The organism is Streptomyces tropicalis, from assembly GCF_029269835.1.
GTDB lineage: Bacteria > Actinomycetota > Actinomycetes > Streptomycetales > Streptomycetaceae > Streptomyces > Streptomyces tropicalis.
The window spans coordinates 540900-567583 of the sequence record NZ_JARJBB010000002.1; the positions used below are offsets into that span (position 1 = coordinate 540900).

The 26684-nt window shown below is 73.5% G+C and carries 26 protein-coding genes and 1 riboswitch; of the genes, 12 read left to right on the top strand and 14 right to left on the bottom strand.

The features are described from left to right. Window positions 1–756 precede the first annotated feature (756 nt). The 6 genes from P3H78_RS06420 to P3H78_RS06445 form a co-directional block, all read right to left on the bottom strand. Window positions 757–1806 carry an extensin gene (locus tag P3H78_RS06420; protein ID WP_276107797.1) on the bottom strand — a complete coding sequence of 350 codons (1050 nt, stop codon included), beginning with the start codon at window positions 1804–1806 and terminating at the stop codon, window positions 757–759. Continuing rightward, window positions 1806–2468 carry an RNA polymerase sigma factor gene (locus P3H78_RS06425; RefSeq protein ID WP_276107798.1) on the bottom strand — a complete coding sequence of 221 codons (663 nt, stop codon included), beginning with the start codon at window positions 2466–2468 and terminating at the stop codon, window positions 1806–1808. The genes P3H78_RS06420 and P3H78_RS06425 overlap by 1 nt, the downstream gene beginning before the upstream one ends. Window positions 2469–3495: 1027 nt before the next feature. Next, window positions 3496–4113: an RNA polymerase sigma factor gene (locus P3H78_RS06430; protein WP_276107799.1), complete on the bottom strand. Its 618-nt coding sequence runs from the start codon at window positions 4111–4113 to the stop codon at window positions 3496–3498. Between the two features lie 159 nt (window positions 4114–4272). Further along, window positions 4273–4683: a DUF6278 family protein gene (locus P3H78_RS06435; protein WP_276107800.1), complete on the bottom strand. Its 411-nt coding sequence runs from the start codon at window positions 4681–4683 to the stop codon at window positions 4273–4275. A 121-nt stretch (window positions 4684–4804) separates the two neighbouring features. Continuing rightward, window positions 4805–5365 (bottom strand): hypothetical protein, encoded by a 561-nt coding sequence (locus tag P3H78_RS06440; RefSeq protein WP_276107801.1) that lies wholly within the window; start codon window positions 5363–5365, stop codon window positions 4805–4807. A 155-nt stretch (window positions 5366–5520) separates the two neighbouring features. After that, window positions 5521–7089, bottom strand: coding sequence for a beta-N-acetylhexosaminidase (locus tag P3H78_RS06445; RefSeq protein ID WP_438827915.1), 1569 nt, complete (start codon window positions 7087–7089; stop codon window positions 5521–5523). A gap of 149 nt (window positions 7090–7238) precedes the next feature. Here P3H78_RS06445 and P3H78_RS06450 point away from each other — a divergent pair, with 149 nt between their 5' ends. The 9 genes from P3H78_RS06450 to P3H78_RS06490 all read left to right on the top strand — a co-directional run bounded on the left by P3H78_RS06450 (window position 7239) and on the right by P3H78_RS06490 (window position 13883). Continuing rightward, window positions 7239–7889: a 2-oxo-4-hydroxy-4-carboxy-5-ureidoimidazoline decarboxylase gene (locus P3H78_RS06450; protein WP_438827909.1), complete on the top strand. Its 651-nt coding sequence runs from the start codon at window positions 7239–7241 to the stop codon at window positions 7887–7889. A gap of 167 nt (window positions 7890–8056) precedes the next feature. Then, entirely contained in the window at window positions 8057–8437 is a 381-nt protein-coding gene (gene sdhC, locus P3H78_RS06455) for a succinate dehydrogenase, cytochrome b556 subunit (RefSeq protein WP_276107802.1), read from the top strand. 5 nt (window positions 8438–8442) lie between these two features. After that, window positions 8443–8925 carry a succinate dehydrogenase hydrophobic membrane anchor subunit gene (locus P3H78_RS06460; protein ID WP_276107803.1) on the top strand — a complete coding sequence of 161 codons (483 nt, stop codon included), beginning with the start codon at window positions 8443–8445 and terminating at the stop codon, window positions 8923–8925. 24 nt (window positions 8926–8949) lie between these two features. After that, on the top strand, window positions 8950–10704 hold the full coding sequence (sdhA, locus tag P3H78_RS06465; RefSeq protein ID WP_276107804.1) for a succinate dehydrogenase flavoprotein subunit: 1755 nt from the start codon (window positions 8950–8952) through the stop codon (window positions 10702–10704). Continuing rightward, on the top strand, window positions 10704–11468 hold the full coding sequence (locus P3H78_RS06470) for a succinate dehydrogenase iron-sulfur subunit (protein WP_276107805.1): 765 nt from the start codon (window positions 10704–10706) through the stop codon (window positions 11466–11468). Before sdhA ends, P3H78_RS06470 begins: the two co-directional genes overlap by 1 nt. A 208-nt stretch (window positions 11469–11676) precedes the next feature. After that, window positions 11677–12087 (top strand): VOC family protein, encoded by a 411-nt coding sequence (locus P3H78_RS06475; protein WP_276107806.1) that lies wholly within the window; start codon window positions 11677–11679, stop codon window positions 12085–12087. A 114-nt stretch (window positions 12088–12201) separates the two neighbouring features. Beyond that, a complete protein-coding gene (locus P3H78_RS06480; RefSeq protein ID WP_276107807.1) occupies window positions 12202–12609 on the top strand; it encodes a hypothetical protein in 408 nt (135 codons plus the stop codon). A 5-nt stretch (window positions 12610–12614) separates the two neighbouring features. Further along, window positions 12615–13130 carry a thiol-disulfide oxidoreductase DCC family protein gene (locus P3H78_RS06485; protein WP_276107808.1) on the top strand — a complete coding sequence of 172 codons (516 nt, stop codon included), beginning with the start codon at window positions 12615–12617 and terminating at the stop codon, window positions 13128–13130. Window positions 13131–13139: 9 nt separating this feature from the next. Then, window positions 13140–13883, top strand: a complete 744-nt coding sequence (locus tag P3H78_RS06490) for a TetR/AcrR family transcriptional regulator (RefSeq protein ID WP_276107809.1) — start codon at window positions 13140–13142, stop codon at window positions 13881–13883. A gap of 225 nt (window positions 13884–14108) precedes the next feature. Here the strand turns inward: P3H78_RS06490 and P3H78_RS06495 are convergent, their stop codons facing one another. The 3 genes from P3H78_RS06495 to P3H78_RS06505 all read right to left on the bottom strand — a co-directional run bounded on the left by P3H78_RS06495 (window position 14109) and on the right by P3H78_RS06505 (window position 17582). After that, on the bottom strand, window positions 14109–15665 hold the full coding sequence (locus P3H78_RS06495) for an ABC transporter substrate-binding protein (RefSeq protein WP_276107810.1): 1557 nt from the start codon (window positions 15663–15665) through the stop codon (window positions 14109–14111). Between the two features lie 204 nt (window positions 15666–15869). Continuing rightward, window positions 15870–17297, bottom strand: coding sequence for a metallophosphoesterase (locus tag P3H78_RS06500; protein WP_276107811.1), 1428 nt, complete (start codon window positions 17295–17297; stop codon window positions 15870–15872). Window positions 17298–17342: 45 nt separating this feature from the next. Further along, window positions 17343–17582 (bottom strand): SCO4848 family membrane protein, encoded by a 240-nt coding sequence (locus tag P3H78_RS06505; RefSeq protein WP_276107812.1) that lies wholly within the window; start codon window positions 17580–17582, stop codon window positions 17343–17345. Between the two features lie 91 nt (window positions 17583–17673). On the opposite strand from P3H78_RS06505, the gene P3H78_RS06510 reads away from it, so the two are divergent. Beyond that, window positions 17674–18936 (top strand): D-alanyl-D-alanine carboxypeptidase family protein, encoded by a 1263-nt coding sequence (locus tag P3H78_RS06510; protein ID WP_369015696.1) that lies wholly within the window; start codon window positions 17674–17676, stop codon window positions 18934–18936. Here P3H78_RS06510 and P3H78_RS06515 read toward each other — a convergent pair. After that, window positions 18884–19801 carry a YihY/virulence factor BrkB family protein gene (locus P3H78_RS06515; RefSeq protein WP_276107814.1) on the bottom strand — a complete coding sequence of 306 codons (918 nt, stop codon included), beginning with the start codon at window positions 19799–19801 and terminating at the stop codon, window positions 18884–18886. The two genes, P3H78_RS06510 and P3H78_RS06515, sit on opposite strands and share 53 nt — an antisense overlap. Before the next feature lie 88 nt (window positions 19802–19889). Between P3H78_RS06515 and dprE2 the strand changes: the two genes are divergently transcribed. Beyond that, on the top strand, window positions 19890–20639 hold the full coding sequence (gene dprE2, locus P3H78_RS06520) for a decaprenylphospho-beta-D-erythro-pentofuranosid-2-ulose 2-reductase (RefSeq protein WP_438827916.1): 750 nt from the start codon (window positions 19890–19892) through the stop codon (window positions 20637–20639). 14 nt (window positions 20640–20653) lie between these two features. On the opposite strand, the gene P3H78_RS06525 is transcribed toward dprE2, so the two are convergent. From P3H78_RS06525 to P3H78_RS06535, 3 genes are all read right to left on the bottom strand, one after another. Then, a complete protein-coding gene (locus P3H78_RS06525) occupies window positions 20654–21235 on the bottom strand; it encodes a 2'-5' RNA ligase family protein (protein ID WP_276107816.1) in 582 nt (193 codons plus the stop codon). A gap of 152 nt (window positions 21236–21387) precedes the next feature. Further along, window positions 21388–22464: a tryptophan--tRNA ligase gene (trpS, locus tag P3H78_RS06530; RefSeq protein ID WP_438827910.1), complete on the bottom strand. Its 1077-nt coding sequence runs from the start codon at window positions 22462–22464 to the stop codon at window positions 21388–21390. A gap of 126 nt (window positions 22465–22590) precedes the next feature. After that, window positions 22591–24045 carry a glycine hydroxymethyltransferase gene (locus tag P3H78_RS06535; RefSeq protein ID WP_276107818.1) on the bottom strand — a complete coding sequence of 485 codons (1455 nt, stop codon included), beginning with the start codon at window positions 24043–24045 and terminating at the stop codon, window positions 22591–22593. Window positions 24046–24076: 31 nt separating this feature from the next. Then, a riboswitch (ZMP/ZTP riboswitch) is annotated at window positions 24077–24165 on the bottom strand. 93 nt (window positions 24166–24258) lie between these two features. Between P3H78_RS06535 and rocD the strand changes: the two genes are divergently transcribed. Continuing rightward, window positions 24259–25464, top strand: coding sequence for an ornithine--oxo-acid transaminase (rocD, locus tag P3H78_RS06540; RefSeq protein WP_276107819.1), 1206 nt, complete (start codon window positions 24259–24261; stop codon window positions 25462–25464). A 33-nt stretch (window positions 25465–25497) separates the two neighbouring features. Here rocD and P3H78_RS06545 read toward each other — a convergent pair whose 3' ends face one another. Continuing rightward, a complete protein-coding gene (locus P3H78_RS06545) occupies window positions 25498–26682 on the bottom strand; it encodes a glutathionylspermidine synthase family protein (RefSeq protein ID WP_276107820.1) in 1185 nt (394 codons plus the stop codon). Between the last annotated feature and the right edge of the window lie 2 nt (window positions 26683–26684).

The window sequence follows — 26684 nt, forward strand, 5'->3', positions numbered from 1 at the left end:
CGGTTGCAGACCTCTGCTCCCACCCTGCCCCGTGGTGCGCCGCCCGTCACGTGTGGGGAGACATCCGGGGGGACGACCGGGCACCGGCGGGACGGCGGTGTGCGCCGAGGGGTCGTACGGCTGCGCCGACATGTGCGACGAGGCGGCGGTGGCCCGGCTCTTCGACCAGAGGCGGACCGGCGAGGGGTCGTCGTCCCGCGGCGTCGGGCGGCATCCGGGGAGTGCGAGTGGATGGGGCGCGGGCGGGACCGGGGGAACGTGTCCCGCCCGCGCCAGGTGCACGAGCCGTAGGTACGGGGGGAACCCCGGCTCAGTGCGACGGCCGATGACCAGTCGGCTCACTCTCTACTGCGCCCGGGGCCCGGAAAACGTCACACCCCGGCGCGAAGAATTTTTCCGGTCACCAAAACCGCAGGTCACCGGGGTGCGGACGATCAGGCACGCGGAGCCGCCCCCGCCTCCGCGCTCCCCGCGCCCGGAGAGGTCGTAGGCACGTGGCCGAGGTGCGGAGGGCCGATCCCCGAGGCGATGCGCACGGCGCCGGGGGCGGGTGCGCGGCGGGACGGAGCGGCTCCGGGCGTACCGGGCGGTGACGGGACGGAGCGGCCGCGGGCGTACCGGGCAGTGAAGGGACGGAGCGGCTCCGGGCCGACCGGGCGCGGTGGGCCCGGAGCCGGCTCCGAGGCACCGCGGGCGAGGGCGGTTCGGAGCGGGCTCGGGCTCGGGCTGCGGGAGACGCGGCCGGCAGGGGCCGGCTCAGGGCGTGACGGGCAGGAGCCGTGGGAGCGAGGGGCCCGGCACGGGGGTGCTCAGCGCGCCGGAGGGGACGAGGGCCGAGGCGCTGGGCATCGAGAGACCGCTGCGCCGGGAGCGCTGATAGTGGTGGCCGCCGTCGTCCTCCCCGCCCTTGCCGCCCTGGTCCCCCTGGCCGTCCTGGCCGCCGCTCCCGCCGTCGGCGCCGCGGCTGTCGCCGGCGCCGCCGCTGCCCTGGGTGCCTGTCCCGGCCGCCTTGAGGACGCCCTTGCAGTAGGTCCAGACGCGCGCGGACCCGCCGGCCGCCCCGTCCAGGGCGCGCTTGCGGTCGGCGCCGAGGCCGCGGCCCTCACGCAGGTCGCGGCAGGCGGACACCAGGCCCTTCCAGCCGCGGGCGGGGCCGGCGCCGGGAGTCTCGTCGGCGGCGGAGCCGGAAGAGGCGCCGGGCGAGGGGGCGCCGCTCCCGCGGGAGGTGTCCGGGGCGGCGGTGCCGGAGGCGCCGGAGCCGGTGACGCCCGGCACGGGCAGCGGGGAGCGGCCCCCCGCGGTGCCCTGCGACGCGGGCGGCTCGACGGACGCGTCGGGGGTCGTCGCGGTGGACACGGTCGTGCCCTGGTGGGGCTCGTTCCCGCCGAACGGGGTCGGCAGGACCCCGGTCGCCGCGGCCGCGACGCCGCCGACCGCGCCGGCGGCCAGCGCGGCGGACACCGCCAGCCGCACCGGGCGGCCCCAGCGGACCCGTCTCCCGCGGCCGGCGGCGTGCGCGCCGATGCGGACGAGCCCGGCGTCCCGGGTCCGCGCGGGGGCGGAGGGGGCGCGGGACACCACGGCGTCGGCCGCCTCCGCGCGCGCCTTGCGGAACGCGGCCATCGCGGCGGCCTCACCGGGAAGTTCCGGTTCCGTCACGTCGGGTACCACGGACAGGGCGTTCAGCGCCCGGGCCAGCCGTTCGGCCCGCTCCCGGGCGGAGGCGTCGACGGTGTCCAGTGGCTCCCCGCGCAGCAAACGCTCCGCCGTATCGCGGTCCAGCCACCTGTACTGCTCGTCGGCCATCACATGTCCTTCTGCGTCCGGGCACGCATATGCGTCACACCGGCGGACGTCACCGCACGACTCCGCGGTTCTCTCGGGGGCGGCAGCGCGTCCAGCGCGGCCGCGCGTTCCGGATCGGCGCCGAGCAGTTCGGCGAGCCGCTTCAGGCCGCGGTGCGCGGCGGTGCGCACCGCTCCGGGGCGCTTGCCGAGCGTCTCGGCGGCGGTCTTGGCGTCGAGGCCCACGACGACCCGCAGCACGACGGCCTCGGCCTGGTCCTGCGGGAGCTGGGCGATCAGGGAGAGGGTGCTGCCGGTGGCCAGGGCCTCCATGGCCTCGCCCGCGGTGTCGGACTCGGCTGCCCGACCGGTCAGTTCGGTCTCGTCGCCGCCGATGGCGGGGCGGCGGCCGCGCATGCGGATGTGGTCGAGCGCCCGGTTGCGGGCTATTCGGGCGGCCCAGCCGCGGAAGCGGTCCGCGTCGCCGCTGAACCGCTCCAGGTCCCGGGCGATCTGCAGCCACGCCTCGGACGCCACGTCCTCCGCGTCCGGGTCGCCGACCAGTGTGCGTACGTATCCGAGCAGCCGCGGGTGCACGGCGCGGTACACAGTCCGGAAGGCGGTCTCGTCCCCGTCCTGTGCCGCAAGCACCGCGGCGGTCAGTTCCGCGTCGTCCCCCAGCACCCGTGGTTCCTCAGTCGATCGTTGCGGTCGGCCCCGAGGCCGTCGGTGGTTGCGGTGATCATGCAACGTGTCCCGCCCGGCGCGAAAGGCACGTTACGGCCTGAAAAAGCTCGTCGTCCATGACGGTACAACGGGCAACTAACTGATGTGGGGGTGAGGTGTGACAGAAAACGCACACTCGGCGCTGTAGAAGATACGGGCCGCCGCGCGGCCCGTGCCGCGCGACGGCCGGGGCCTCTCCTGTGGGGGGTGGCGGCCCCGGCCGTTGCCTGGGCCTCCCGACGTCCGGGTCGGCACCGCCCGTCCGCACCGCGGACCCCCGGCGGCGTTCGGCGCCGCGAGCAGGCCCTACGCCCCGTCATGGCGGGCGGTGCCCGGATCCTTCCGGGCCTTCCTCGCCGGCTGCGACGCCCTCGGCGTCTCCTCCCGCCCCGGCCTGCCGTCCGCCCCGGTCCGCCGTGCGCCCTTCGCCGTGCGCCCGCCGGGCGACGCCGTGTGGCGCGCGCACCGTACCGGGACGGTTTCTGACGCTCTTCTTACCGGCCCCGGGCCGGCCGCCGGCCGATCCGCCCGCTATGCCCGCCTCGCCGGACCCGGGCGCCGCAGCGGCGCCCCCCGGGGACACGGTCCCGGGCCGCCGGGGCGCTTCCGTGACCGGGCGGCCGTGGTCCGCGGGGGAGGCGGGCGGGTCCGGAGCGGACCACCGCGGCCCCGGCGACCGCGACACCGCTCAGCGTCAGGCCGGACAGCAGCAGGGCCGCCGTGGCCCGCAGGACGCCCGTCCCGGGCGCCGCCGGTCGCGGGGCCGCCGGTCGTCGCGGGACCGGCGGCAGCGGAACCGGGACGGGGTCCGCCCCGGGCCCACCTCGCGGGCGGCCCGGAAGGGGGCCACCGCCCGCCGTTCGGCCGCACCGTCGAGGCCGCCGGGACGCAGGGCCCCCGCGAGCAGCTCCTCCAGGGCCCCGCGCCCTTCACCCATGTCCGCTTCCGTTTCCGTGCCCGTCCCGTGGGGCTCCGTCGCCGCCCGTCATGTCGACTCCCCCAGCGTCTGCGGGCGCTCATCCGCCCCACCCGTCGCGCCGAGCTGCCGGGCCAGCCGCTTGAGGCCCCGGTAGGCGGCGGTGCGCACCGCGCCGGGCCGCTTGCCGAGGACCCGGGCCGCGGCGGCGGCGTCGAGCCCGACGACCACGCGCAGCAGCACGGCATCCGCCTGGTCCGGGGGCAGCCCGCGGACCAGGGCCAGCGCCTCCCGGGTGGTGAGGGCCTCCAGGGCCTGCTCGTCGGTGCGCTGGGGGCCGGGCAGGTCCAGGACGTCCTGTTCCAGGGCCGTGCCGCGGGGGCGCGATCGCTGCCGGCGCAGATGGTCCAGGGCCCGGTGCCGGGCGATCGTCGAGGTCCAGCCGCGGAAGCCCGCCCCGTCACCCCGGAACCGCCCGATGTCCCGCGCGATCTCCAGCCAGGCGTCGCCCGCGACGTCCTCGGCGTCGTCGCCGACCAGGCCGCGCAGATAGCCGAGCAGGCCGGGGTGCACGATCCGGTACGCGACGCCGAAGGCGTCCTCGTCACCCTCCTGGGCCCGTGCGACGGCCGCCCCCAGCTCCCCGTCCTGTGCCTGCGCGCGGCGGGGTTCCCCTCCCTGGCCCAAGAACCGTCCTCGTCCGTAGCGAGTGCCAGGCGTGCGCCGTGCCCACGCCTCCACGGTCATCAGCGTCGGGGCCCACCGAAGTGTCACAGCCGGTCAGGCCGCCCGGGGGCGGCGGGCGGCCGGGGGCCCCGGGCGGCATCGCGGCGGGGGCCGGCGGCGTCAGCGGTCGGACCGGGTCGCCGCGTCCCGGCACAGCAGCCGCAGCGAGCCGTCCCCGGAGAAGCAGCGGCGGGCCTCGTCCATCGGGTCCCACAGCCGGCCGTCGGGCGTGCGGATCCAGTGGTCGCCCCCGACCGTCCACCACTCGGCTCCGGCCCGGTGGCGGACGATGACCTCGCCCGCGTAGGCGCCGAAGCCGCGCAGGGCGCTCTCCACGGCCGCGTACGGGGTCTTCTCGCGGCGTATCTCGTCGATGACGCGGTCCACGCGCCACAGGCTCTGCGCCGAGTAGTCGAGGCGGAGTCCGGCGCCCTCGCGCATCGTCGCCACGGCGTCCGCCGCCCACCGCACCGGCTTGGTGGCGGCCTGCGGCCTGGTCTGCTGCTGAGTCTCTGCGTACTGGGCTGTCACACTGAGAAGAGCGAGGTCGGCGGCGTCGGCGTCACGGCGATCGGACGCCTGCCCGCAACCGGCGCAGGACCGCCGCACGGCGCCCGCACGACTGTCACAGGACCCTTCCAGCAGCGGGGTTTCAGGCCCGTCCGCGGGCCCGGCGGGACACCACCGCCTGCAGCACGCGGCGCCCCTCGGCCGACACCTCCAGGGCCTGGAGCAGGCCGGCCGGTCCGTGGCCGCCGACGAGTTCGATCACCGTGACCTGGCGGCGCAGTTCCGCGGCGACGAGCGGGGACACGCCGTCCGTGCCGCCCGCCCGGCAGGAGTCGACCGGGGAGGCGTCCTCGGCGGGGTCGAGGAGCTGGTGGATCCGCAGCGAGGCGACGGAGCAGGAGTCCGCCCACGCGCGCACCCCGCCGTCGGAGCGGACGGCGGGCGCGGCGGCGAGCATGCCGCGTGCCAGGCGCGCGGCATCGTCCTCGGTGCCCTCGTCCGGCCCGGGTCCGCCGAGCGCGTCGCGGGCCTGCCCGAGGCGCTCGGACCAGCCGTCGGCGGCGCCCTCGACGAAGGTCGCCCACAGCGGCCGCAGCACCTCGTCGTCCCCGCCGAGCAGGGGGAGACAGCGGTCCAAACAAGCCAGCCCGCTCGCGGCCAGTACGCGCTCGTCGGCCTGAGCGATCAGTTCCACCAGGCTCATCCACGTCTCCCTCGCCGGGGCGCCGAACCTTTACGGAGCCCGCATTGCCCCTTACTGCGTGCGACCGGGCCGTAGTGTCACACGGACGTCGGGTGCAGTCGAGGGAGCCGGCGGAAGAAAAACTTTCGGCCACCCGCCGGGGGCGCGGCGGAGGGTCAGCCCAGCTTCTGCGCCAGTGCCTTGAACTCGGGCCAGGAGAGCTGCGGTTGGCCCGGGTCCCACAGTTTCTGGACGGTGGCCCGCAGCGGCATGCGGATGCCGGCGGCCACCTGGTCCTGGGTCTGGGCTCCGGCCCGGTCGCTCCACACCGCGAAGGAGCCGCCGAGGATCCGGCCGTCGTAGCGGGCGGGCACCGCGTCGGTGCCGCGGATCACCCGGGGCGTCCACTGCTCGTAGATCCGCTTCCCGGTCGGGTAGACGAAGGTCTGCGGCTCGCCGAGGACGTAGTAGAGGTACTCGTCGTTGTAGTTGATGACCTTGCGGCCTTCGGCCAGGTAGTCGGAGGGCGGCCGGGCGCCCAGCTCCTTGCCGGTCCAGTAGGCGACCTCGATGTCCTTGGCGGGCTGCACCGACGTGCCCCGGAAGAAGCCGTCGTTCCAGGCGCGGGGGGTGCGGCCGTGGGCCCGGACGGTGTCGGCGCGGCCGTTGAGCCAGCCCGTGGTGAGGTCGGCGACGGTGCCGCCGGAGCCGTAGGCCCTGCGGGCGGCGGCGGCCAGCTGCGGGTAGGACGCCTCGGGGTCGCGCACGGTCAGGGCCTGGTACTCGTCGCCGCCGAGGTGCCAGAAGCCGCCGGGGAAGAGGCCGGCGTACTCCTTGAGCAGGTCGTCCACGATCGCGGCGGACTGGGGCTTGGAGATGTCGACGGCGCCCTCGGTGGGCGCGCCCTGCGCGTTGCGCAGCTGGAGGTCGGGGTGGGCGGCGATGACGGCGCCGAGGTGCCCGGGCGAGTCGATCTCGGGGACGACGGTGATGTGCCGGCCGGCCGCGAGGCTCACGATCTGCTTGACCTGGGCCTTCGTCAGGTGCTCCTGGGAGACGACCTCCGGGTGCGTGTCCGACTGGATGCGGAAGCCCTGGTCGTCGGAGAAGTGCAGGCCGAGTTCGTTGTACTTGAGGTCGCCGAGCTCGCGGATGCGGTCCTCGATCCAGTCCGCGCTGTAGAACTTGCGGGCCATGTCGAGCATGAAGCCGCGGCGCGGCTTGGCCGGCGCGTCCTGCACGACGCCCTCCGGGGCCGCGCCGGCGCCGTGCACCTCCTGCTTCAGCGTGCGGGTGCCGTAGAAGACGCCGGTGTCGGAGGGTCCGGCGATGGTCACCCGCCCGTCGCGCACGGTCATCGTGTACGACTCCGGGTTGCCGCCGCTGCCGCCGCCCCGCTCCAGCCGTACGTCCCCGGCACGGGCGTCCTTCTGTTGCCCCGCGTAGGTCAGGCCCAGCTCCCCGGCGACCAGCCGGCCCTCGTCGGCCAGGCTCGCGTCGCCCACCACGACGCGCTCGCCGTGCGCGGGCCGCCAGCCGGGGCCGCGGGCCGCGGCGAAGGAGCGCACGGCCGGGATGGTGCGGGGCGCCCGGGACATCGGATAGGAGCGACTGGGGCTCGGGGTGGCCGAGGGGGCGGCCGCGTCGTCCGGGAAGGAGTCCGCGGCGTTCCCGTCGCCGCCGGAGATCCACAGTCCGAGCCCGAGGCCCGCTCCGGCCGTGACGGCGACGGCGCCGAGGGCCAGATTCCGCTTCTGCCGCGCTCCCTTCACCGGCGCGCGGCGCCTGTGCTGACTCACGGGGCCAACCTAGCCGCAAAGGGCGCGGCACGCGTCCACGAGCCGTTCCGAAACTCTCCCATCCGAGTGAAATCCGGGCATGCACCGGACACGTCATGAGCACACCCGATAACGTGACGACACATCCCTCACACCATCCCTGCCGCCACGCACGCGGCGTCCACAGCGGGCGCCGCCGCTCCCACCGCCGAGGACCCACGCTGCCCGCGCAGAACCTGGCTCTCTTCAACGCCGCGTCCGCCGGCGAGGCCCACGACACCCTCCTGGCCTGTCTGCGCAGTCCGCGCTGGGCCGGCCGGGTGGCCGACCACCGGCCCTATCCGGATCTGGACTCCCTGCTGGCGGCGGCGGACGAGGCGGCGTACGACCTGAGGCCGGGCGACCTGACGGAGGCCCTGGCGGGCGAGTCCCTGCCGGCCCTTCCGGAGCCCGCGTACTCGGCCGCCCACACGGCGCTCGGGGCGGCGCACGCGGCATACGAGAGCAGATTCGGACACGTGTTCGTCATCTGCCTCGACGAGGTGCCCGCGGACGAGGCCCTCGACCGGCTCCTCGGCGCCATCCGGTCCCGCCTGGCGCACGACCCCGAGGAGGAGCGGGTCGTCGCGGCGGAGGAGCTGCGGCGCCTGGCGCGCGGGCGGCTGGTCCGCGCCGTCGCCGGACAGGCCGGACCGCGCGACCGGCAGCGGCATGCGGCGGCCCGGCAGCCGGCGCCGCCCCCCGCCCCGGAAGCCGCCCGGCACTAACCCGTCCGTGCCCCTTTGCGTGCCATTCTGATCACATGAGTAGGCCCCCTGTAAGCACCGCAGGTGGCGGTCGCTACGATGCTGGGGGCCGGTGGACCGTACCCGGCCGGGCCCGACCGACAGAGAAGCCGGCGCGGCCCTAGTCCCCGCTCCCGGAGGGTTCTTCCGTGCCGGCTGGAACGCTGTACCGCGGCCGGGAAGGCATGTGGTCCTGGGTGGCTCATCGAGTCACCGGTGTCCTCATCTTCTTCTTCCTGTTCGTTCACGTGCTGGACACCGCTCTCGTGCGTGTCTCCCCCGAGGACTACGACAAGGTCGTAGCCACGTACAAGACGCCGATCGTCGCGTGCCTGGAGTACGGCCTCGTCGCCGCCATCCTCTTCCACGCCCTCAACGGCCTGCGCGTCATCGCCGTCGACTTCTGGGCCAAGGGCCCGCGCTACCAGAAGCAGATGCTCTGGACCGTCGTCGGCGTCTGGATCGTGCTGATGCTCGGGGCGATCTACCCCGTCCTCGGCCACGCCGCTCGTGAAGTCTTCGGGAGCTGACGCGCATGTCCACCACCGAAACCACCGCCGCCGGCATCGGCCCCGTCGAGGGCGCCGCGGTGTACAACGTCGACAACCCGGCGCCCGTCATCGAGGCGCCGCGGAAGAGGACCAGGAAGACCCCGAAGTCGACCCGGGGCAATTTCGAGCTGTACGGCTGGCTGTTCATGCGCCTGTCCGGCGTGGTGCTCGTCGTCCTCGTCCTCGGCCACCTGCTCATCCAGCTCGTGCTGGACGGCGGCGTCTCCAAGATCGGCTTCGCCTTCGTGGCCGGCCGCTGGGCCTCGCCGTTCTGGCAGCTCTGGGACCTCGCCATGCTCTGGCTGGCCATGCTGCACGGCTGCAACGGCCTGCGCACGGTCGTCAACGACTACGCGGAGCGCGCCAACACCCGCCTGTGGCTGAAGGCCCTGCTCTACACCGCCACGGTGTTCACCATCCTGCTGGGCACGCTGGTGATCTTCACCTTCGACCCGAACATCCGCTAGGCCCGGGGACCGAGGTAACCACTGATGAAGATCCACAAGTACGACACCGTCATCGTCGGCGCCGGCGGCGCCGGTATGCGCGCCGCGATCGAGTCGACGAAGCGCAGCCGCACCGCGGTCCTGACCAAGCTCTACCCCACCCGCTCCCACACGGGCGCCGCGCAGGGCGGCATGGCCGCCGCGCTGGCCAACGTGGAGGAGGACAACTGGGAGTGGCACACCTTCGACACGGTCAAGGGCGGTGACTACCTGGTCGACCAGGACGCCGCCGAGATCCTGGCGAAGGAGGCCATCGACTCCGTCCTCGACCTGGAGAAGATGGGCCTGCCGTTCAACCGCACCCCGAACGGCACCATCGACCAGCGCCGCTTCGGCGGTCACAGCCGCAACCACGGCGAGGCCCCGGTCCGCCGCTCCTGCTACGCGGCCGACCGCACCGGTCACATGATCCTCCAGACGCTGTACCAGAACTGCGTCAAGGAGGGCGTGGAGTTCTTCAACGAGTTCTACGTCCTGGACCAGCTGATGACCGAGGTCGACGGCGTCAGGAAGTCGGCCGGCGTGGTGGCCTACGAGCTGGCGACCGGCGAGATCCACATCTTCCAGGCGAAGTCCGTGATCTACGCGTCCGGCGGCTGCGGCAAGTTCTTCCGCGTCACCTCGAACGCGCACACGCTGACCGGTGACGGCCAGGCCGCCGTCTACCGCCGGGGTCTGCCGCTGGAGGACATGGAGTTCTTCCAGTTCCACCCGACCGGCATCTGGCGCATGGGCATCCTCCTGACCGAGGGCGCGCGCGGCGAGGGCGGCATCCTCCGCAACAAGGACGGCGAGCGCTTCATGGAGAAGTACGCGCCGGTCATGAAGGACCTCGCGTCCCGTGACGTCGTCTCCCGCTCCATCTACACGGAGATCCGCGAGGGTCGCGGCTGCGGTCCCGAGGGCGACCACGTCTACCTGGACCTGACCCACCTGCCGCCGGAGCAGCTGGACGCCAAGCTGCCCGACATCACCGAGTTCGCCCGGACCTACCTCGGCATCGAGCCGTACACGGACCCGATCCCGATCCAGCCGACCGCGCACTACGCCATGGGCGGCATCCCGACCAACGTCGAGGGTGAGGTCCTGGCGGACAACACCACCGTCGTCCCGGGCCTGTACGCGGCCGGCGAGGTCGCGTGCGTCTCCGTGCACGGCGCCAACCGCCTGGGCACGAACTCCCTGCTGGACATCAACGTGTTCGGCAAGCGGGCCGGCATCGCGGCCGCCGAGTACTCCGCGAAGGCCGACTTCGTGGAGCTGCCGGAGAACCCCGAGGCCCTCGTGGTCGAGCAGATCGAGCGACTGCGGACCTCCACCGGCACCGAGCGGGTGGCGACGCTCCGCAAGGAGCTGCAGGACACCATGGACGCCAACGTCATGGTGTTCCGCACCGAGCAGACGATCAAGACGGCCGTCGAGAAGGTCGCCGAGCTGCGGGAGCGCTACAAGAACGTGGCGATCCAGGACAAGGGCAAGCGGTTCAACACGGACCTGCTGGAGGCCATCGAGCTGGGCAACCTGCTGGACCTGGCCGAGGTCATGGCGGTCTCCGCCCTGGCCCGCAAGGAGTCCCGCGGCGGTCACTACCGCGAGGACTTCCCGAACCGCGACGACGTCAACTTCATGCGGCACACCATGGCGTACCGCGAGGTCGGCGCCGACGGGTCCGACACCGTCCGTCTCGACTACAAGCCGGTCGTCCAGACCCGCTACCAGCCGATGGAGCGTAAGTACTGATGGCAACCCCCGTTCTGGACAAGGCCGAGGCGGAGGCCCAGGCCGCGTCCCCCTACATCACCGTCACGTTCCGCGTGCGCCGCTTCAACCCGGAGGTCTCCGGGGAGGCGGTCTGGGAAGACTTCCAGCTGGAGATCGACCCCAAGGAGCGCGTCCTCGACGGCCTCCACAAGATCAAGTGGGAGCTGGACGGCACCCTGACGTTCCGCCGGTCGTGCGCGCACGGCATCTGCGGCTCGGACGCCATGCGGATCAACGGCAAGAACCGTCTGGCCTGCAAGACGCTGATCAAGGACATCAACCCCGAGAAGCCGATCACGGTGGAGCCCATCAAGGGCCTCACGGTCCTGAAGGACCTGGTCGTGGACATGGAGCCGTTCTTCCAGGCGTACCGGGACGTCATGCCGTTCCTGATCACCAAGGAGACCAACGAGCCGACGCGTGAGCGTCTGCAGTCGGCCGAGGACCGGGAGCGCTTCGACGACACGACGAAGTGCATCCTGTGCGCGGCCTGCACCTCGTCGTGCCCGGTGTTCTGGAACGACGGCCAGTACTTCGGCCCGGCGGCCATCGTCAACGCGCACCGGTTCATCTTCGACTCGCGCGACGAGGCCGGTGAGCAGCGCCTGGAGATCCTGAACGACAAGGACGGCGTCTGGCGCTGCCGCACCACCTTCAACTGCACCGACGCCTGTCCGCGCGGCATCGAGGTCACGAAGGCGATCGCCGAGGTCAAGCGCGCACTGATCACGCGCCGCTTCTGACCCCGGCCGCCCCACGGCCTTCCAGGGCCCCGGCCCGCGGACCTCTCCGCGGGCCGGGGCCCTTCGGCGTGCGCCGGCGTCCGGCGGCGGACCGCTCCCGCCGTGGTGCGGCCGGGGCGCCGCGGGCCTCGGCCGGGCGGGTGACCCGTACGGCAGGGCCCGCGCCGGTCCGGGGCGGGGCGCGGCGGGCCGTACCTAATCTGACCGCATGTCAGATGACGAGTCGTACGAACTGCTCGGGTTCGACCACGTCCTGCTGCCCGTCGGCGATCTCGGCGAGGCCGTGGCGTTCTACGGGCGGGCCGGGTTCGCGGTCGGCTTCCGGATGGACGAGGCGGGGATCGCGCAGCTGAAGGTCGGCGGCGAGACGCCGGGGATCCTGCTGTGCGCGGAGGAGGCGTTCGGGCACCGTCCGCCGCCGTGGCCCGCGGTGCGGGTGTGGCTGGAGGTGGCCGACGCCCGGGTGGCGGCCCGCGCGTTGGAGACGGCCGGGATCGGGCCGCTGGAGGGACCGTCGGCGGGGGCGACCGGCTGGACGCTCGAGTTCGCGGACCCGTGGGGCAACGTCGTCGGGTTCACCGACTACGGGAAGCGTCCGGAGCTGGGGCGCCGCCCCTGAGACGAGGGCCGCCGGAGCCTCGCCCCCTCTCGTCTTGAACGTGTTCAAAAACAGGTCTACAGTCATCCACGACAGCGTTTTGAACGCGTTCAAGAACCCTGGAGGGGTGGGGACATGGACCGTACGGTCATCGCCTACGTCATCTATCTGGTCGTCAGCATCGGGCTCACCGTCTGGGTGGCCCGCACGCTCAGCCGGAACGGACGGGTCTTCCTGGCCGACGTGCTGCACGGCAACGAGCAGCTCGCCGACGCCGTCAACCACCTTCTGGTGGTGGGCTTCTACCTCGTCAATCTCGGCTTCGTGGCGCTCTACCTGAGCGGCGACGAGACCATCGAGGACGCCCGCGGCGTCTTCGAGGCCCTGTCGACCAAGCTCGGCGTGGTGCTGCTGGTGCTCGGGGTGATGCACCTGGGCAACGTGTACGTGCTCAACCGCATCCGCCGGCGCGGGGTCATGGAGCGCGAGCAGGTGCCCCCGGTCCCGGCGCAGGACTGGATCGCCCCGTCGGCCGGGGCGTGAGCGCGATGACCGCCGCGACCGCCGCGGACCGGGACGCCCGGCGCGTCCCGGTCCGCGGGCTGACCGTCCTGTACGACGCCGAGTGCTCGCTGTGCGCCTTCGTGCGCGACTGGCTGGTGGGCCGGCCCCAGCTGGTGCCGCTGGAGCTGGTGCCCGCCGGCTCCGCGCAGGCCAGGCGGCGCCTGCCGGGCCTGAACCACCGCGCCACCCTCGACGAGGTCACGGTCGTCGGCGACGCCGGGCAGGTCTACCGGGGCGCCGCCGCCTGGGTCGTCGTCCTGTGGGCGCTGCGCGAGCACCGCCCGCTCGCCCACCGGCTGAGCACCCCGGCGGGCGCCCTGCTGGCCCGGGGCGCGGTGCTCGCGGCCGCCAGGTGGCGCGGCGGGCCGCGGGGCACGCGCGGCGGCCGGGCGTGGGGCGGTGCCGCCTACCCGGGGGCCGACAGCTGGACGTACCGCCCCGACCAGGGGTGGGTCTTCACGCCCCCGGGGTGCGGCAGCGGTGCCTGCGCCACTGACTAGGCTCTGTCCGTGCCCGCAACAGACGAAGGCCCCGGCGGGGGCGAGACCCCGAGCAAGTCCGAGCAGACCCGTGCGCTGATCCTGGAGACGGCCATGCGGCTGTTCCAGGAGCGCGGCTACGACAAGACCACGATGCGGGCGATCGCCAAGGAGGCCGGGGTCTCCGTCGGCAACGCGTACTACTACTTCGACGGCAAGGAACACCTGATCCAGGGCTTCTACGACCGGATCGCCGCCGAGCACCGGGAAGCGGTCCGGGAGGTCCTGGCCCGGGAGACCGAACTCCAGGCGCGGCTCGCGGGTGTGCTGAGGGCGTGGCTGGACGTCGCCACCCCGTACCACGAGTTCGCCGTGCAGTTCTTCAAGAACGCCGCCGACCCGGACAGCCCGCTCAGCCCCTTCTCCCCCGAGTCCGAGCACGCGCGCAACGAGGCCGTCGGCGTCCACCGGCAGGTGCTGCACGGGGCACGCACGAAGGTGCCCGCGGAACTGCGGGAGGTGCTGCCCGAGCTGATGTGGCTCGCACAGATGGGGCTCGTCCTGTACTGGATCTTCGACCGGACCGAGGGCCGCGAGCGCAGCTACCGGCTGGCCGAGCGCGGCGCCCGGCTGACCGCACGCGGGGTCGCCCTGGCCCGCTTCCGGGTGCTGCGCCCGCTGGTGCTCGAGGTGCACGAGCTGTTCACGGACTTCCTCCCGGGAATGACCCGCGCCCTCCCGGACCCGGCCGCGGTCAAGCGGCGCAGCGTGTGATCACTTCCGGGTGAACCGCCCGTACCGGGACACCGGGCCTGGGGGGTGGACCGAGGTACCCGAAGGTGTCGGGCCCTGGCTCCCCACCGGGGCCGAGGACTACGCGATTCTGCGGTCGGTGCCGGCATCGCCCTCGACGTGAACGGTGTCCCCAAGGGGGGTCAGGTGAGGGGAGGCTGACCGGATCGGCAGCGGACGGGCGGTGCGTCACCGTGGCCGCCGTCCTCAGATCCAGCCCAGTTTCCACAGGCGGAAGACGCCCGTGCCGTCCGACAGGTACTGGCCGCCGCCGACGTCCTCGGTGCTGACGACGTACTCCTTGCGCTGCCAGAGCGGGATGAGCGGCACGTCGCTCGCCACGTCGGCCTGGAGGTCGCGGAAGGCCGGGGAGACACGGCTGCGGTCGGCGTACTGCCGGCTGTCGCGGATGAGGCGGTCGGCGGCGCGGCTGCTGTAGCCGGTGCTCATGGTGCTGCCGGTGCCGACCAGGGGGGCGCCGAAGGTGTCCGGGTCGGGGTAGTCGGCGACCCAGCCGACGGCGTACGCGTCGAGCCGGCCGCCCGCCCACCGCTTCTGGAAGTCGGTCCACTCGTAGCCCTTGACGTCCACCGAGAAGAGTCCGCCCGCCTCCATCTGGTGCTTCAGCTCCGCGGCCTCCTCCGCGCCCGCGCCGCGTCCCTTGCCGTAGCCGTAGGTGAAGTGGACCGGGAGGGACACGCCCGCCCGGACCAGCAGCGCCCGGGCCCGCGCGGCGTCCTGCGTCGGGTAGGCGTCGAAGAACGAGGTGGTGTGGCCGGTGATGCCGGCCGGGATCAGCGAGTACAGCGGGTCGACGGTCCCGTCGTAGACGGTGGCGGCCAGCTGTTCGCGGTTGACCAGCCAGGCCAGCGCCCGGCGGACGCGGACGTCGTGCAGCGGCGAGGACCCGCGCGTGTTGAGGAACAGACTGCGCGTCTCGGCGCTGTCGGACTCCGACACCCGCCGGCCGGGGTCGCTCGGGTTGAGGCCGGAGAGGACCTTCGGCGGCAGGGTCCGGGTGGCGACCTCGACCTGCTTGTCCCGCCAGGCCCTCTGCAGGGCGTCGGCGTCCGGGTAGTAGCGCAGCTGGACGGGCCGGCCGGTAGCGCCGACGGCGCCCCGGTAGGAGCCGTTCGGCGCGAGGGTCGCGCCGCGGTCCTTCGTGTACGCCTTCAGCCGGTACGGCCCGGTGCCGTCGGCCTGCGCGCCGGTGCGCAGGGCGTCCTCCGGGTAGCGGGTGCGGTCCACGATGGAACCGGCCCCGGTCGCCAGCTTGAACGGGAACGTGGCGTCCGGGGAGGAGAGGTGGAACGTGACGGCCGAACCGCCGGCGTCCACCGAGCCGAGGGTGGAGAGCAGGGACGCCGGGCCGACGGAGGAGTCGATCCGCTTGACCCGGTCGAAGGAGTACTTCACGTCCTCCGCGGTCATCGCACGGCCGCTCGGGAAGGTGAGACCCGGGCGCAGTTCGCAGCGGTAGGTGCGCAGCCCGGATCCCACGTAGGCGCAGGCGCGCGCCGCGTCCGGCACCGGCGACGGGCCGCCCGGCTCGAAGGTCAGCAGCGACTGGAACACGTTGCTGAACAGGGCCCAGGATCCTGCGTCGTACGCCCCGGCCGGGTCGAGCGACGTGACGGCGTCCGTCGTCCCCACGGTGATGGTTCTGTTGCCGTTCCCCTGCGCCGGCAGAATCTGCCAGCCGCCCACTCCCACGACCGCCACCACGAGCAGCGTCATGAGAATGCGCAAGCGAACCGATCGCATCGGTGCCCTCCCCGGACCCGTCACGGGCCCCCTGCGCACACGCCACTCCCCTAGTGGCGCGCACACCTAACCACAGGACTTTCCTGCGGGGGAAGAGACTTCGGGAGAGAAGGAGAAGAAGTTGAGGAGAAACGTTTCTAATTCGTGTCGTGTCGGGTTTCCGGCCGCCGCGGGCGGGCCCGCGGCGGCCGTGGGATCCGTCAATCAGGCCTGCAGCGAGGCGAGTTGGACCACGGTCACGTCGGACGGCGCGCCCACCCGCGTCGGCGGTCCCCAGGCTCCGGCACCGCGCGTGACGTAGAGCTGGGTGTCGCCGTAGCGCTCCAGGCCCGCGACGGTCGGGTTGGCGGCCGCGGCGAGGAGGTTTCCGGGCCACAGCTGCCCGCCGTGGGTGTGGCCGGAGAGCTGGAGGTCCACGCCGTGCCGGACCGACTCGTGGATCTGCACGGGCTGGTGGGCGAGGAGCACGCAGGCGCGGGCCGTGTCGCGGCCGTCGAGGGCGCGGGCGAAGTCGGGTCCCTGCCCCTCGCTCGCACCCTGGAGGTCGTTGACCCCCGCCAGGTCGAAGAACGGCATCTCGGTGCGCGCGTTCTGCAGCGGGTGGAGGCCGAGCCGCCGCACCTGCTCGACCCACTGCTCGGCGCCGGAGAAGTACTCGTGGTTGCCGGTGACGAAGTAGGCGCCGTGCCGGGCCCGCAGCTGCGCCAGCGGGGCGGCGGCCGGGCCGAGGTCCTTGACGCTGCCGTCCACGAGGTCGCCGACCACGGCGATGAGGTCGGGCGAGGTCGCGTTGACGGTGTCGACGACCCGCTGGGCGAAGTCGCGGCCCAGGATCGGGCCGAGGTGGATGTCGCTGACGACGGTGATGCGGAAGCCGTGCGCGGCGCGCGGGAGTCTGGCGAGCGGCACGGTGATCCGCTTCACCCGGGGGCCGCGGAGCACGCCGTAGGTGCCGTAGCCGACCGTGCCGACGGCGACGGCCGCGGCGGTGCCGGCGACGGCCCGGGAGACGAACAGACGCCGGGAGGGTGCGGCGGCCGCCGGTACCGCCACCGGCCCGGCCTCCGGGCCCGCCCCGGCCGCCCGAGCGTCCCCCGAGGCCTCGGCGGCCCCGGCTGCCCCGGTGCTCCCGGCCGTCGCGGCTGCGGCCTCCGGGAGGTCCCGCCTCCCGGGCGGCCCGGCGGGCGCCGTCAGCGCCGGACGGTCCGGCGCGTGTGCCGGGCCGGCGGTGCCGGACGGGTGGCCCGGTACCGCGGCCGGGTGCGGCCGGGCCGTCGGACGGGGGGTGGGATCCGGTCGACTGCGGTGGGCGCGTCGCCCGGCGAGGCGGTGCAGCAGCGGCCGGACGGCCTCACCGGCGAGGACGGCGAGCAGCAGGTAGATCGACAGGGCGAGCCAGAGGAAACCCGGCCAGGCCAGCGCGCGCTGCAGCGCGAAGGGCGCCCCGGCGCGCTCGGCGACGAGGGCCGCGACCGCGAGCACCCAGCCCCCGGCGACGACCGCGGCGCCCGCACGCCGGACCGGGCCCGGACCGCGGGTGGTGTCGCGGAACAGGCGCTGCCACAGGTACCGGTTGGCCGCTGCCAGGACACCCAGGACGAGCAGCGCCACGAGTACGAAGACGATCACCATGACGCCGCGTTCCCTCCGTCGGTCCCGGCCGGTCTGTCCGGAACGCTATGACGTCCGGCGCAGTGCCCGCAGTCCGCGCAACCCGATGACCCCGATGACCGTCCCCCATACGAAGGAGACGACGGCGAGGGCCAGATGCACCCAGAAGTAGGCCGTCGGGTGACCGTGGTCGAACGCGAGCCCGCTGCTGTCCTTGACGAGATTCTTGACGAAAGTGATCCAGATGACCCAGCTCCACACCCCGAAGGCGAGCAGGAACCAGGAGACCGGGCGGCTGAGCTTCATGGGTTCAGTATCGCGGCCGGGTGTCCGGCCCGGCGGCCGGGGTGGGGCGGGTGGCGGGACTTCGGTGCTCCGGACCGGTACGTTCTCGACCGTGTCCGCTCCTTTGAAGATCACCCGCCGTTCTCTGCTGATCGCTTCCGCCACGGTGTTGTCCCTTTCGTCGGCCATGCCCGCCGCCCTGGCGGCACCGGGCCCGACGGCGAGCCCGTCGGCCACTCCCCCGGCGCGGATGTCGGCCGTCGGCGGCGCCCGGCTGGCCCGGGCGGGCACCCAGGTCACGCTCGCCGGCGGTGCGCCCGTGCTGCCCAAGGACCTCACCGCCCGCTCCTGGATCGTGGCCGACGCCGAGTCCGGCGACGTGCTCGCCGCGCACGACGCGCACTGGCAGCTGCCCCCGGCCAGCACTCTGAAGATGCTGTTCGCCGACACCGTGCTGCCGAAGTTCCCGAGCACGCAGACGCACAAGGTGGACGCCGGCGACCTGGCCGGCATGGGGGCCGGCTCCAGCCTGGTCGGGATAAAGGAGAACGAGACCTACACCGTCCACGACCTGTGGCTCGGCGTCTTCCTGCGCTCCGGCAACGACGCCGTGCACGTGCTGTCCTCGATGAACGGCGGCGTCGGGCAGACCGTGCGCGACATGAACGCCCACGCCCAGCAGCTCCAGGCGCTCGACACGCACGTGGTCACCCCGGACGGCTACGACGCGGACCGCCAGGTGTCCTCGGCCTACGACCTGACGCTGTTCGCCCGCTCCGGGCTGCAGAAGAAGGACTTCCGGGAGTACTGCTCGACCGTGCGGGCCGCCTTCCCGGGCGCGACCGAGGCCCCCAGGAAGGGCCAGAAGGGCAAGCCGGCCCGCGGGACCTTCGAGATCCAGAACACCAACCGCCTGCTGTCCGGCGACTTCGACATCCCGGTCTACCAGGGCATCGCGGGGGTGAAGAACGGCAACACCACCAACGCGGGCGCCACCTTCACCGGTGTCGCCGAACGCGGCGGCCGGGTGCTGCTCGTGACGGTGATGAACCCGGAGAAGAAGGAGCACAACGAGGTCTACAAGGAGAGCGCGAAGCTCTTCGACTGGGGCTTCCAGGCCGCCGGCAAGGTGCAGCCGGTGGGCGCGCTGGTGCCGCCGCAGAACGCCGCGCGCACCGGCACGCAGCCGGGCGGCAGGGCGGACGGCGGCTCGGACCGGCCCGCGGCGGGGGCAGCCGCGGCGTCCGGCTCCGGCGGTGCCGGCACCGCTCTGGCGATCGCCGGCGGCGCGGCGGCACTGCTCGCCGCGGCGGCCTTCCTGGTCAACCGCCGCTGGCCGCTGCCGGACCTGATGCGGCGCCGGACCCGTCCGTGAGCCCGGCGCCCTCCTCGTGCCCGCTGTCCGTCGCCGTCCAGGCGGCGCAGTAGAGCACCAGCTTGGCGGTGAAGTTGATCCACAGCAGCAGCGCCACGGGCACGCCGAAGGCGCCGTACATGCTCTTCGCCGCCACGCCCTGGATGTAGCCGCTCAGCAGCAGCTTGAGCAGTTCGAAGCCGACCGCCCCGAGCAGCGCCGCGACGACCAGGCGGCGGCGGGGCGGCTCCACGCCGGGCAGCAGGGTGAGCACGTAGAGCAGCATCAGGAAGTCAGCGAGGACGGCGACCGCGAAGGCGGCGATCCGCAGCAGCAGGCTGCCCCAGCCCTGCTCGTCCAGGCCGAGCTCCCGGGAGGACCAGCCGACGGCCGCGGAGGCGATGGTGGAGACGGCGAGGGTGAGCAGCACGGCGCCGCCGAGGCCGACCAGCACGCCGGCGTCCTTCACCTTCGTGAGCAGCGGGTTCTCCTCGCGGTCCGGCAGCTCCCACACCGCGCGCAGGCAGTCCCGGGTCTGGCCGACCCAGCCGATGCCGGTGAGCAGCAGGAAGGCGCCGGCGATGAGGCCGACCGTGCCGGCGTTCTGGACCAGGGCGCCGATGTCGAGCTGGTCGGCGATGCCGGGGATCTGCTCGGCGATCTTGGCCTGGAGCTCGTGCTGCTGACCGGTGCTGAGGGTGGCGGCGCCGATCGCGGCCAGCAGGGTCAGCAGCGGGAAGAGTGCGACGAAGCTGATGAACGTCATCGCGGCCGCCAGCCGGGTCCACTTCACGTGGTCCAGGCGCTCGAACGACCGCCAGGCGTGCGTGAGCGTCAGGCGCGCCACCAGGGGCCCGATGACGGGGAGGTTCTTCAGCCAGTCCATGGTCGGACTGTGCCCGCTCAGCGTTCGCGTGAACACCGCGTTTCTCAATCAAAACCCCCATAACCGGGCGATACAGTCACCGGTTGTGATGGATTCCTCCCGTCTCCCCCGGTCCCTGCTGGTGCTCGGCGGCACGTCCGAGATCGCGCTGGCCACCGCACGCCGCCTGATCGCGCGCCGCACCCGCACGGTGTGGCTCGCCGGGCGCCCCTCGTCCGCCCTGGAGGAGGCCGCCGCGCATCTGCGCCGGCTCGGCGCCGAGGTGCACACCGTCGCCTTCGACGCACTGGACCCTGAGTCCCACGAGGCGGCGCTCGGCAAGGTCTTCGCCGAGGGCACCGTCGACATGGTGCTGCTGGCGTTCGGGATCACCGGCCACCAGGCGTACGACGAGCGGGACCCGTCGAGCGCGGTGCGCGTCGTCCGGACCAACTACGCCGGGGCGGTGTCCGCGGGCCTGGTGTGCGCCGCGGCGCTCCAGGGGCAGGGCCACGGCTCGCTGGTGGTGCTCTCGTCGGTGGCCGGCGAGCGGGCCCGCCGCTCCGACTTCCTCTACGGCTCCAGCAAGGCCGGGCTGGACGCCTTCGCGCAGGGGCTGGGCGACGCGCTGCACGGCACCGGCGCCCATGTCATGGTCGTGCGGCCCGGGTTCGTGCGGACGCGGCGGACGGCCGGTCTGGACGCTCCCTTCGCGACCACCCCGGAGGAGGTGGCCACGGCGGTCGAACTGGGTCTGCGGCGGCGCTCGGAGACGGTGTGGGTGCCGGGGACGCTGCGGCTGGTGATGTCGGCCCTGCGCCATCTGCCCCGGCCGCTGTTCCGCCGGCTGCCGCTGTAGCCGGAGGGGACGCCCTAGAAGGCGGGCAGGGTGCCGTGGTCGACGGGGGCGGCCTGCGGGGGGACCACCGTGCAGCCGCCGAAGGGGAAGTCCCGCAGCCGCCGCCACACGCCGTCGGGCCCCTGCTCGTAGAGGGCGAAGCCGGAGCACGGCCAGGAGGCCTCGTAGTCGGCGAGCTCGGCGAAGGCGCGGTCCATCGCGGCCTCGTCGATGCCGTGCGCCACCGTGACGTGCGGGTGGTAGGGGAACAGCAGGTCCCGCGCCACCGGGCCGGACGCCTCCCGCACCCGCTGCTGCAGCCACGTGCACACCTCGGCGCCCTCGGCGACGCGCACGAACACCACCGGCGACACCGGCCGGAAGGTGCCGGTGCCGGACAGCCGCATCGTGAAGGGGCGCCCGGCCGCGGCCACCTCCGTCAGATGGGCCTCGACGGCGGGCAGCCGCCCGGCCTCCACCTCGGTCGGGGGCAGCAGCGTGACGTGCGTGGGGATGCCGTGAGCCGCGGCGTCGCCGAAGCCCGCGCGCCGCTCCTGGAGCAGGCTGCCGTGGGGCTCCGGGACCGCGATCGACACGCCGATCGTTACGGTCCCCACGTCGTCTCCTGTCGTCGTGTCCGTTTGGTTCTCGGGCGATTCGTCGCTGCCGTCCGGCTATCGACTGTAAGGCCACGGCGGGCCCGTGGGCAGGCGCAGCCGCAGTGATGTGCAGCGCTCCGCCCACGGGGACATGTGTGCGGTGGTGCGCCTCAGTGCTTGGCGGGCAGGAAGCCGACCCGGTCGTACGCCCGGGCGAGGGTCTCCGCGGCGACCGAGCGTGCCTTCTCCGCGCCCTTGGCCAGGATCGAGTCGAGGGTCTCGGGGTCGTCCAGGTACTGCTGGGTGCGCTCCCGGAACGGCGTCACGAACTCGACCATGACCTCCGCGAGATCCGTCTTGAGCGCGCCGTAGCCCTGGCCGGCGTACTTCTCCTCCAGCTCGGCGACGCCCTCGCCGGTCAGCGTCGAGTAGACGGTGAGGAGGTTGCTGACGCCGGGCTTGGTCTCCGGGTCGAAGCGGATGACGGTGTCGGTGTCGGTGACCGCGCTGCGGACCTTCTTCGCCGTGGCCTTGGGCTCGTCCAGCAGGTTGATGAGGCCCTTCGGCGTGGACGCCGACTTGCTCATCTTGATCGCCGGGTCCTGCAGGTCGTAGATCTTCGCCGTCTCCTTGAGGATGTACGGCTTCGGGACCGTGAAGGTCGCGCCGAAACGGCCGTTGAAGCGCTCGGCGAGGTCGCGGGTCAGCTCGATGTGCTGGCGCTGGTCCTCGCCGACCGGGACCTCGTGGGCCTGGTACAGCAGGATGTCGGCGACCTGGAGGATCGGGTACGTGAACAGGCCGACGGACGCCCGGTCGGCGCCCTGCTTCGCGGACTTGTCCTTGAACTGGGTCATGCGGGACGCCTCGCCGAAGCCGGTCAGGCAGTTCATGACCCAGGCCAGCTGGGCGTGCTCGGGCACGTGGCTCTGGACGAAGAGCGTGCAGCGCTCCGGGTCGAGACCGGCGGCCAGCAGCTGCGCGGCGGCCAGCCGCGTGTTCGCGCGCAGCTCCTTCGGGTCCTGCGGGACCGTGATCGCGTGCAGGTCGACCACCATGTAGAACGCGTCGTGCGTCTCCTGCAGGGCCACCCACTGGCGGACGGCACCGAGGTAGTTGCCGAGGTGGAAGGAGCCTGCGGTGGGCTGGATGCCGGAGAGGACGCGCGCACGGGACTGCGGGGCGGAGCCGGTGCCCCCGGGACGCTGCGGGGAGACGGACGGACGGTCTGAGGCCATGTTCATCATTCTCTCAGGTCCGCGGGCCCGGTCCGGAACTGGTGCGCAACGGGTGCGCCCCGGGGCTGCTGCAGAGGTGTGACGGAGCGCGGCGCCCCGGCCGGGGCCGGACCGCCGCGCTCGGGCGGGCCGGGATCAGCCCAGGTCGATCTCCGGGTAGAGCGGGAAGCCCGCCACGAGGTCGGTGGCCCGGTGCGAGATCTCGTCGGCGACCTTCGCGTCGAGGACGTGCTGGGCCTTGGAGGGGGCGCCCTTGGCGGTGGTGCCGGGCTCGGTGGCGGTGAGGACGCGGTCGATGAGGCCGGCCACCTCGTCCATCTCGGCGGCGCCCAGGCCGCGGGTGGTGAGCGCGGGCGTGCCGATGCGGATGCCGGAGGTGTACCAGGCGCCGTTGGGGTCGGCCGGGATGGCGTTGCGGTTGGTGACGATGCCCGACTCCAGCAGGGCCGCCTCGGCCTGGCGGCCGGTGAGGCCGTAGGAGGAGGTCACGTCGATCAGGTTCAGGTGGTTGTCCGTGCCGCCGGTGACCAGGGTGGCGCCGCGGCGGACGAGGCCCTCGGCGAGCGCCCGGGAGTTGTCGACGATCCGCTGCGCGTAGTCGCGGAAGGAGTCCTGGCGGGCCTCGGCCAGGGCGACGGCCTTGGCGGCCATGACGTGCGGGAGCGGGCCGCCGAGGACCATCGGGCAGCCGCGGTCGACCTGGTCCTTGAGGGAGTCGTCGCACAGGACCATGCCGCCGCGCGGGCCGCGGAGCGACTTGTGCGTGGTGGTGGTGACGATCTGGGCGTGCGGGACCGGGTCGAAGTCGCCGGTGAGGACCTTGCCTGCGACCAGGCCGGCGAAGTGGGCCATGTCGACCATGAGGGTCGCGCCGACCTCGTCGGCGATCTCGCGCATGATCCGGAAGTTCACCAGCCGGGGGTACGCCGAGTAGCCCGCGACGATGATCAGCGGCTTGAACGCGCGGGCCTGGGCGCGCAGCGCCTCGTAGTCGATCAGACCGGTGGCCGGGTCGGTGCCGTAGGAACGCTGGTCGAACATCTTGCCGGAGATGTTCGGGCGGAAGCCGTGGGTGAGGTGGCCGCCCGCGTCGAGGGACATGCCGAGCATGCGCTGGTTGCCGAAGGCCTGGCGCAGCTCGGCCCAGTCGGCCTCGGACAGGTCGTTGACCTGGCGGGCGCCCGCCCTCTCCAGGAAGGGGACCTCGACGCGGTCGGCGAGGACGGCCCAGAAGGCGACGAGGTTGGCGTCGATGCCGGAGTGCGGCTGGACGTAGGCGTGGCGGGCGCCGAAGAGCTCGCGGGCGTGCTCCGCGGCGAGGGCCTCGATCGTGTCGACGTTGCGGCAGCCGGCGTAGAAGCGGCGGCCGACGGTGCCCTCGGCGTACTTGTCGCTGAACCAGTTGCCCATGGCCAGCAGGGTGGCCGGGGAGGCGTAGTTCTCCGAGGCGATCAGCTTGAGCATCTCACGCTGGTCGGCGACCTCCTGGCCGATGGCGTCGGCCACGCGCGGTTCGACGCCGCGGATGACGTCGAGGGCGGCGCGGAAGGCGGTGGACTCGGTGGAGAGGGACGCAGAGTTCTCGGGCATCAGGACCTCCGGACGTGGCGTTCGGCGTTCACGGTACGGCCCAGGCGCACGGCACTTCTCCCGCTCGGGCCGCTCCCCGATGGTCGGTCCCATCCCAGCGCGCCAGTCACGGCCCGCCGGCCAGCCTACCGGGCGGCGGCCCCGGCGAGGCGCCCGCGTCCATCATGCGAGCGACGATGGAAGGGGGCCGGGACCGACCTGCCGGGAGCTGCCGTGACCGCTGCCGAAGAGTTCATCGCGCGAGCCGACGCCCACTGCGCGCACACCTACGACCCGCTGCCCGTGGTGATCGCCACCGCGGACGGCGCCTGGATGACGGACGTCGCGGGGCGCCGGTACCTGGACCTGCTGGCCGGCTACTCGGCCCTGAACTTCGGGCACGGCAACCGCCGGCTCGTGGCGGCGGCGCGGGCGCAGCTGGAGCGGGTGACGCTGACGTCCCGGGCCTTCCACCACGACCGGTTCGCCGCCTTCTGCGCGGAGCTGGCCGCGCTGTGCGGCATGGAGGCGGTGGTGCCGATGAACACGGGCGCCGAGGCGGTGGAGACCGCGGTGAAGACGGCCCGGAAGTGGGGGTACCGGGTCAAGGGCGTGCCCGCGGAGACGGCGAAGATCGTGGTGGCGGGCCACAATTTCCACGGCCGGACGACGACGCTCGTCAGCTTCTCCACCGACCTCGCGGCGCGGGCGGACTACGGTCCGTACACGCCCGGCTTCGCGATCGTGCCGTTCGGGGACCTGACGGCGATGCGGTCGGCGGTCACGGACAACGCGGTGGCGGTGCTGCTGGAGCCGATCCAGGGCGAGGCGGGGGTGCGGGTGCCGCCGGCCGGCTACCTGGCGGGGGTGCGGGAGCTGACGCGGGAGCGGAACGTGCTGTTCGTGGCCGACGAGATCCAGTCGGGTCTGGGGCGCACGGGCCGGACCTTCGCGTGCGAGCACGAGGGGGTCGTCCCGGACGTGTACGTGCTCGGCAAGGCGCTGGGCGGCGGGATCGTGCCGGTGTCGGCGGTGGTGTCGTCCTGGGACGTGCTGGGGGTGTTCCGGCCGGGCGAGCACGGGTCGACGTTCGGCGGCAATCCGCTGGCCTGCGCGGTGGCGCTGGAGGTGATCGCGATGCTGCGGTCCGGTGAGTACCAGGCGCGGGCGGCGCGGCTGGGGGCGCGGCTGCACCGCGGGCTGGAGGGGCTGGCGCGGACCGGGCGGGTGCGGGCGGTGCGCGGGCGGGGCCTGTGGGCCGGGATCGACGTCGACCCCGCCTGCGGCACCGGGCGGGAGGTCTCCGAGCGGCTGATGGACCGGGGCGTCCTGGTGAAGGACACCCACGGGCCGACGCTCCGGATCGCCCCGCCGCTGGTGATCAGCGAGGAGGACCTGGACTGGGGCCTGGAGCAGCTGCGGGCGGTGCTGGACGCCTGACGCGCGGCGCCCGGGCCCGGTCGCCGGTGGCGCTCAGAGGACGACGTGGGGCACGAAGCGTGCGTACTCGTCGGTGATCAGGCCCGAGGACTCGCGGATGCCGAGGCCGGCGGCCTCGCCGGCGACGACCCAGGCGCCGAGCACGACGTGGTTGCCGTCGAAGGCGGGCAGCGGCGCCAGCTGCTGGTAGCAGCAGGGCTCGTCCCGCGGGGCGGGGTCGGCGCCGGGCGGGTGGACGGTCACCCCGGCGCCCTCCCGGCCGAGCAGCGGCTTGGCGACCCAGCCGGTGCCGGCGGCGAGGTCGCGCGGGCCGTCCAGGTGGGCCGGGAGCAGGTTCGGGTGCCCGGGGTACAACTCCCAGAGGACGGCGAGCAGGGCCTTGTTGCTGAGGAGCATCTTCCAGGCGGGTTCGATCCACAGGGTCGTGCCGGTGCCGCCGCCGTTGTCGAGGGTGTCCAGGACGTGGCCGGCGAAGCGGTCGGTGGTCAGCCACTCCCAGGGGTACAGCTTGAAGCAGCCGCGGATGAAGCGGAGCCGGCCGTCGACGAAGCGGCCGGACAGCGGGTCCCAGCCGATCTCCTCCATGGAGATCCAGTCGGTGTCGATACCGGCCTGCTCGGCGGTCTCCTTCAGGTAGGCGACGGTCATGAGGTCCTCGCCCAGTTCGTCGGCGCTGGAGTGGGCGAAGTACAGCGGCACGCCCGGCGGGAGGAGGGCGGCCTGCTCGCGCCAGGCGTCGACGAGGCGTTCGTGCAGGGAGTTCCACTGGTCGGCGCCGGGGAAGAGCTCCTCCATCCAGAACCACTGCGGGGAGGCGGCCTCGACCAGCGAGGTGGGGGTGTCGGCGTTGTACTCCAGCAGTTTCGCCGGTCCGGTTCCGTCGTAGCGGAGGTCGAAGCGGCCGTAGAGGGAGGGCAGTTCGGCGCGCCGGTGCCAGGAGCCGGCCACCGCCCGCACGACGCGCGGGTCGGTGATGCCGAGGTCGGCGAAACGGTTCTCCGCCACGATGTGCGCGGCCGCGGCCAGGCACATGCGGTGGAGTTCCTCGACGGTCTCCTCCAGCGCCTCGACCTCGTCGAGGCCGAGGACGTAGTACGCGCTCTCGTCCCAGTAGGGGCGCAGGGAGCCGTCGGGGTGGCGGGTGAGCGGGTAGACGAGCCCCTGCGCCTCGACGGTCTGCTGCCAGCCGGGGCGGGGGGCCGTGGTCCGGCGTTCCATGG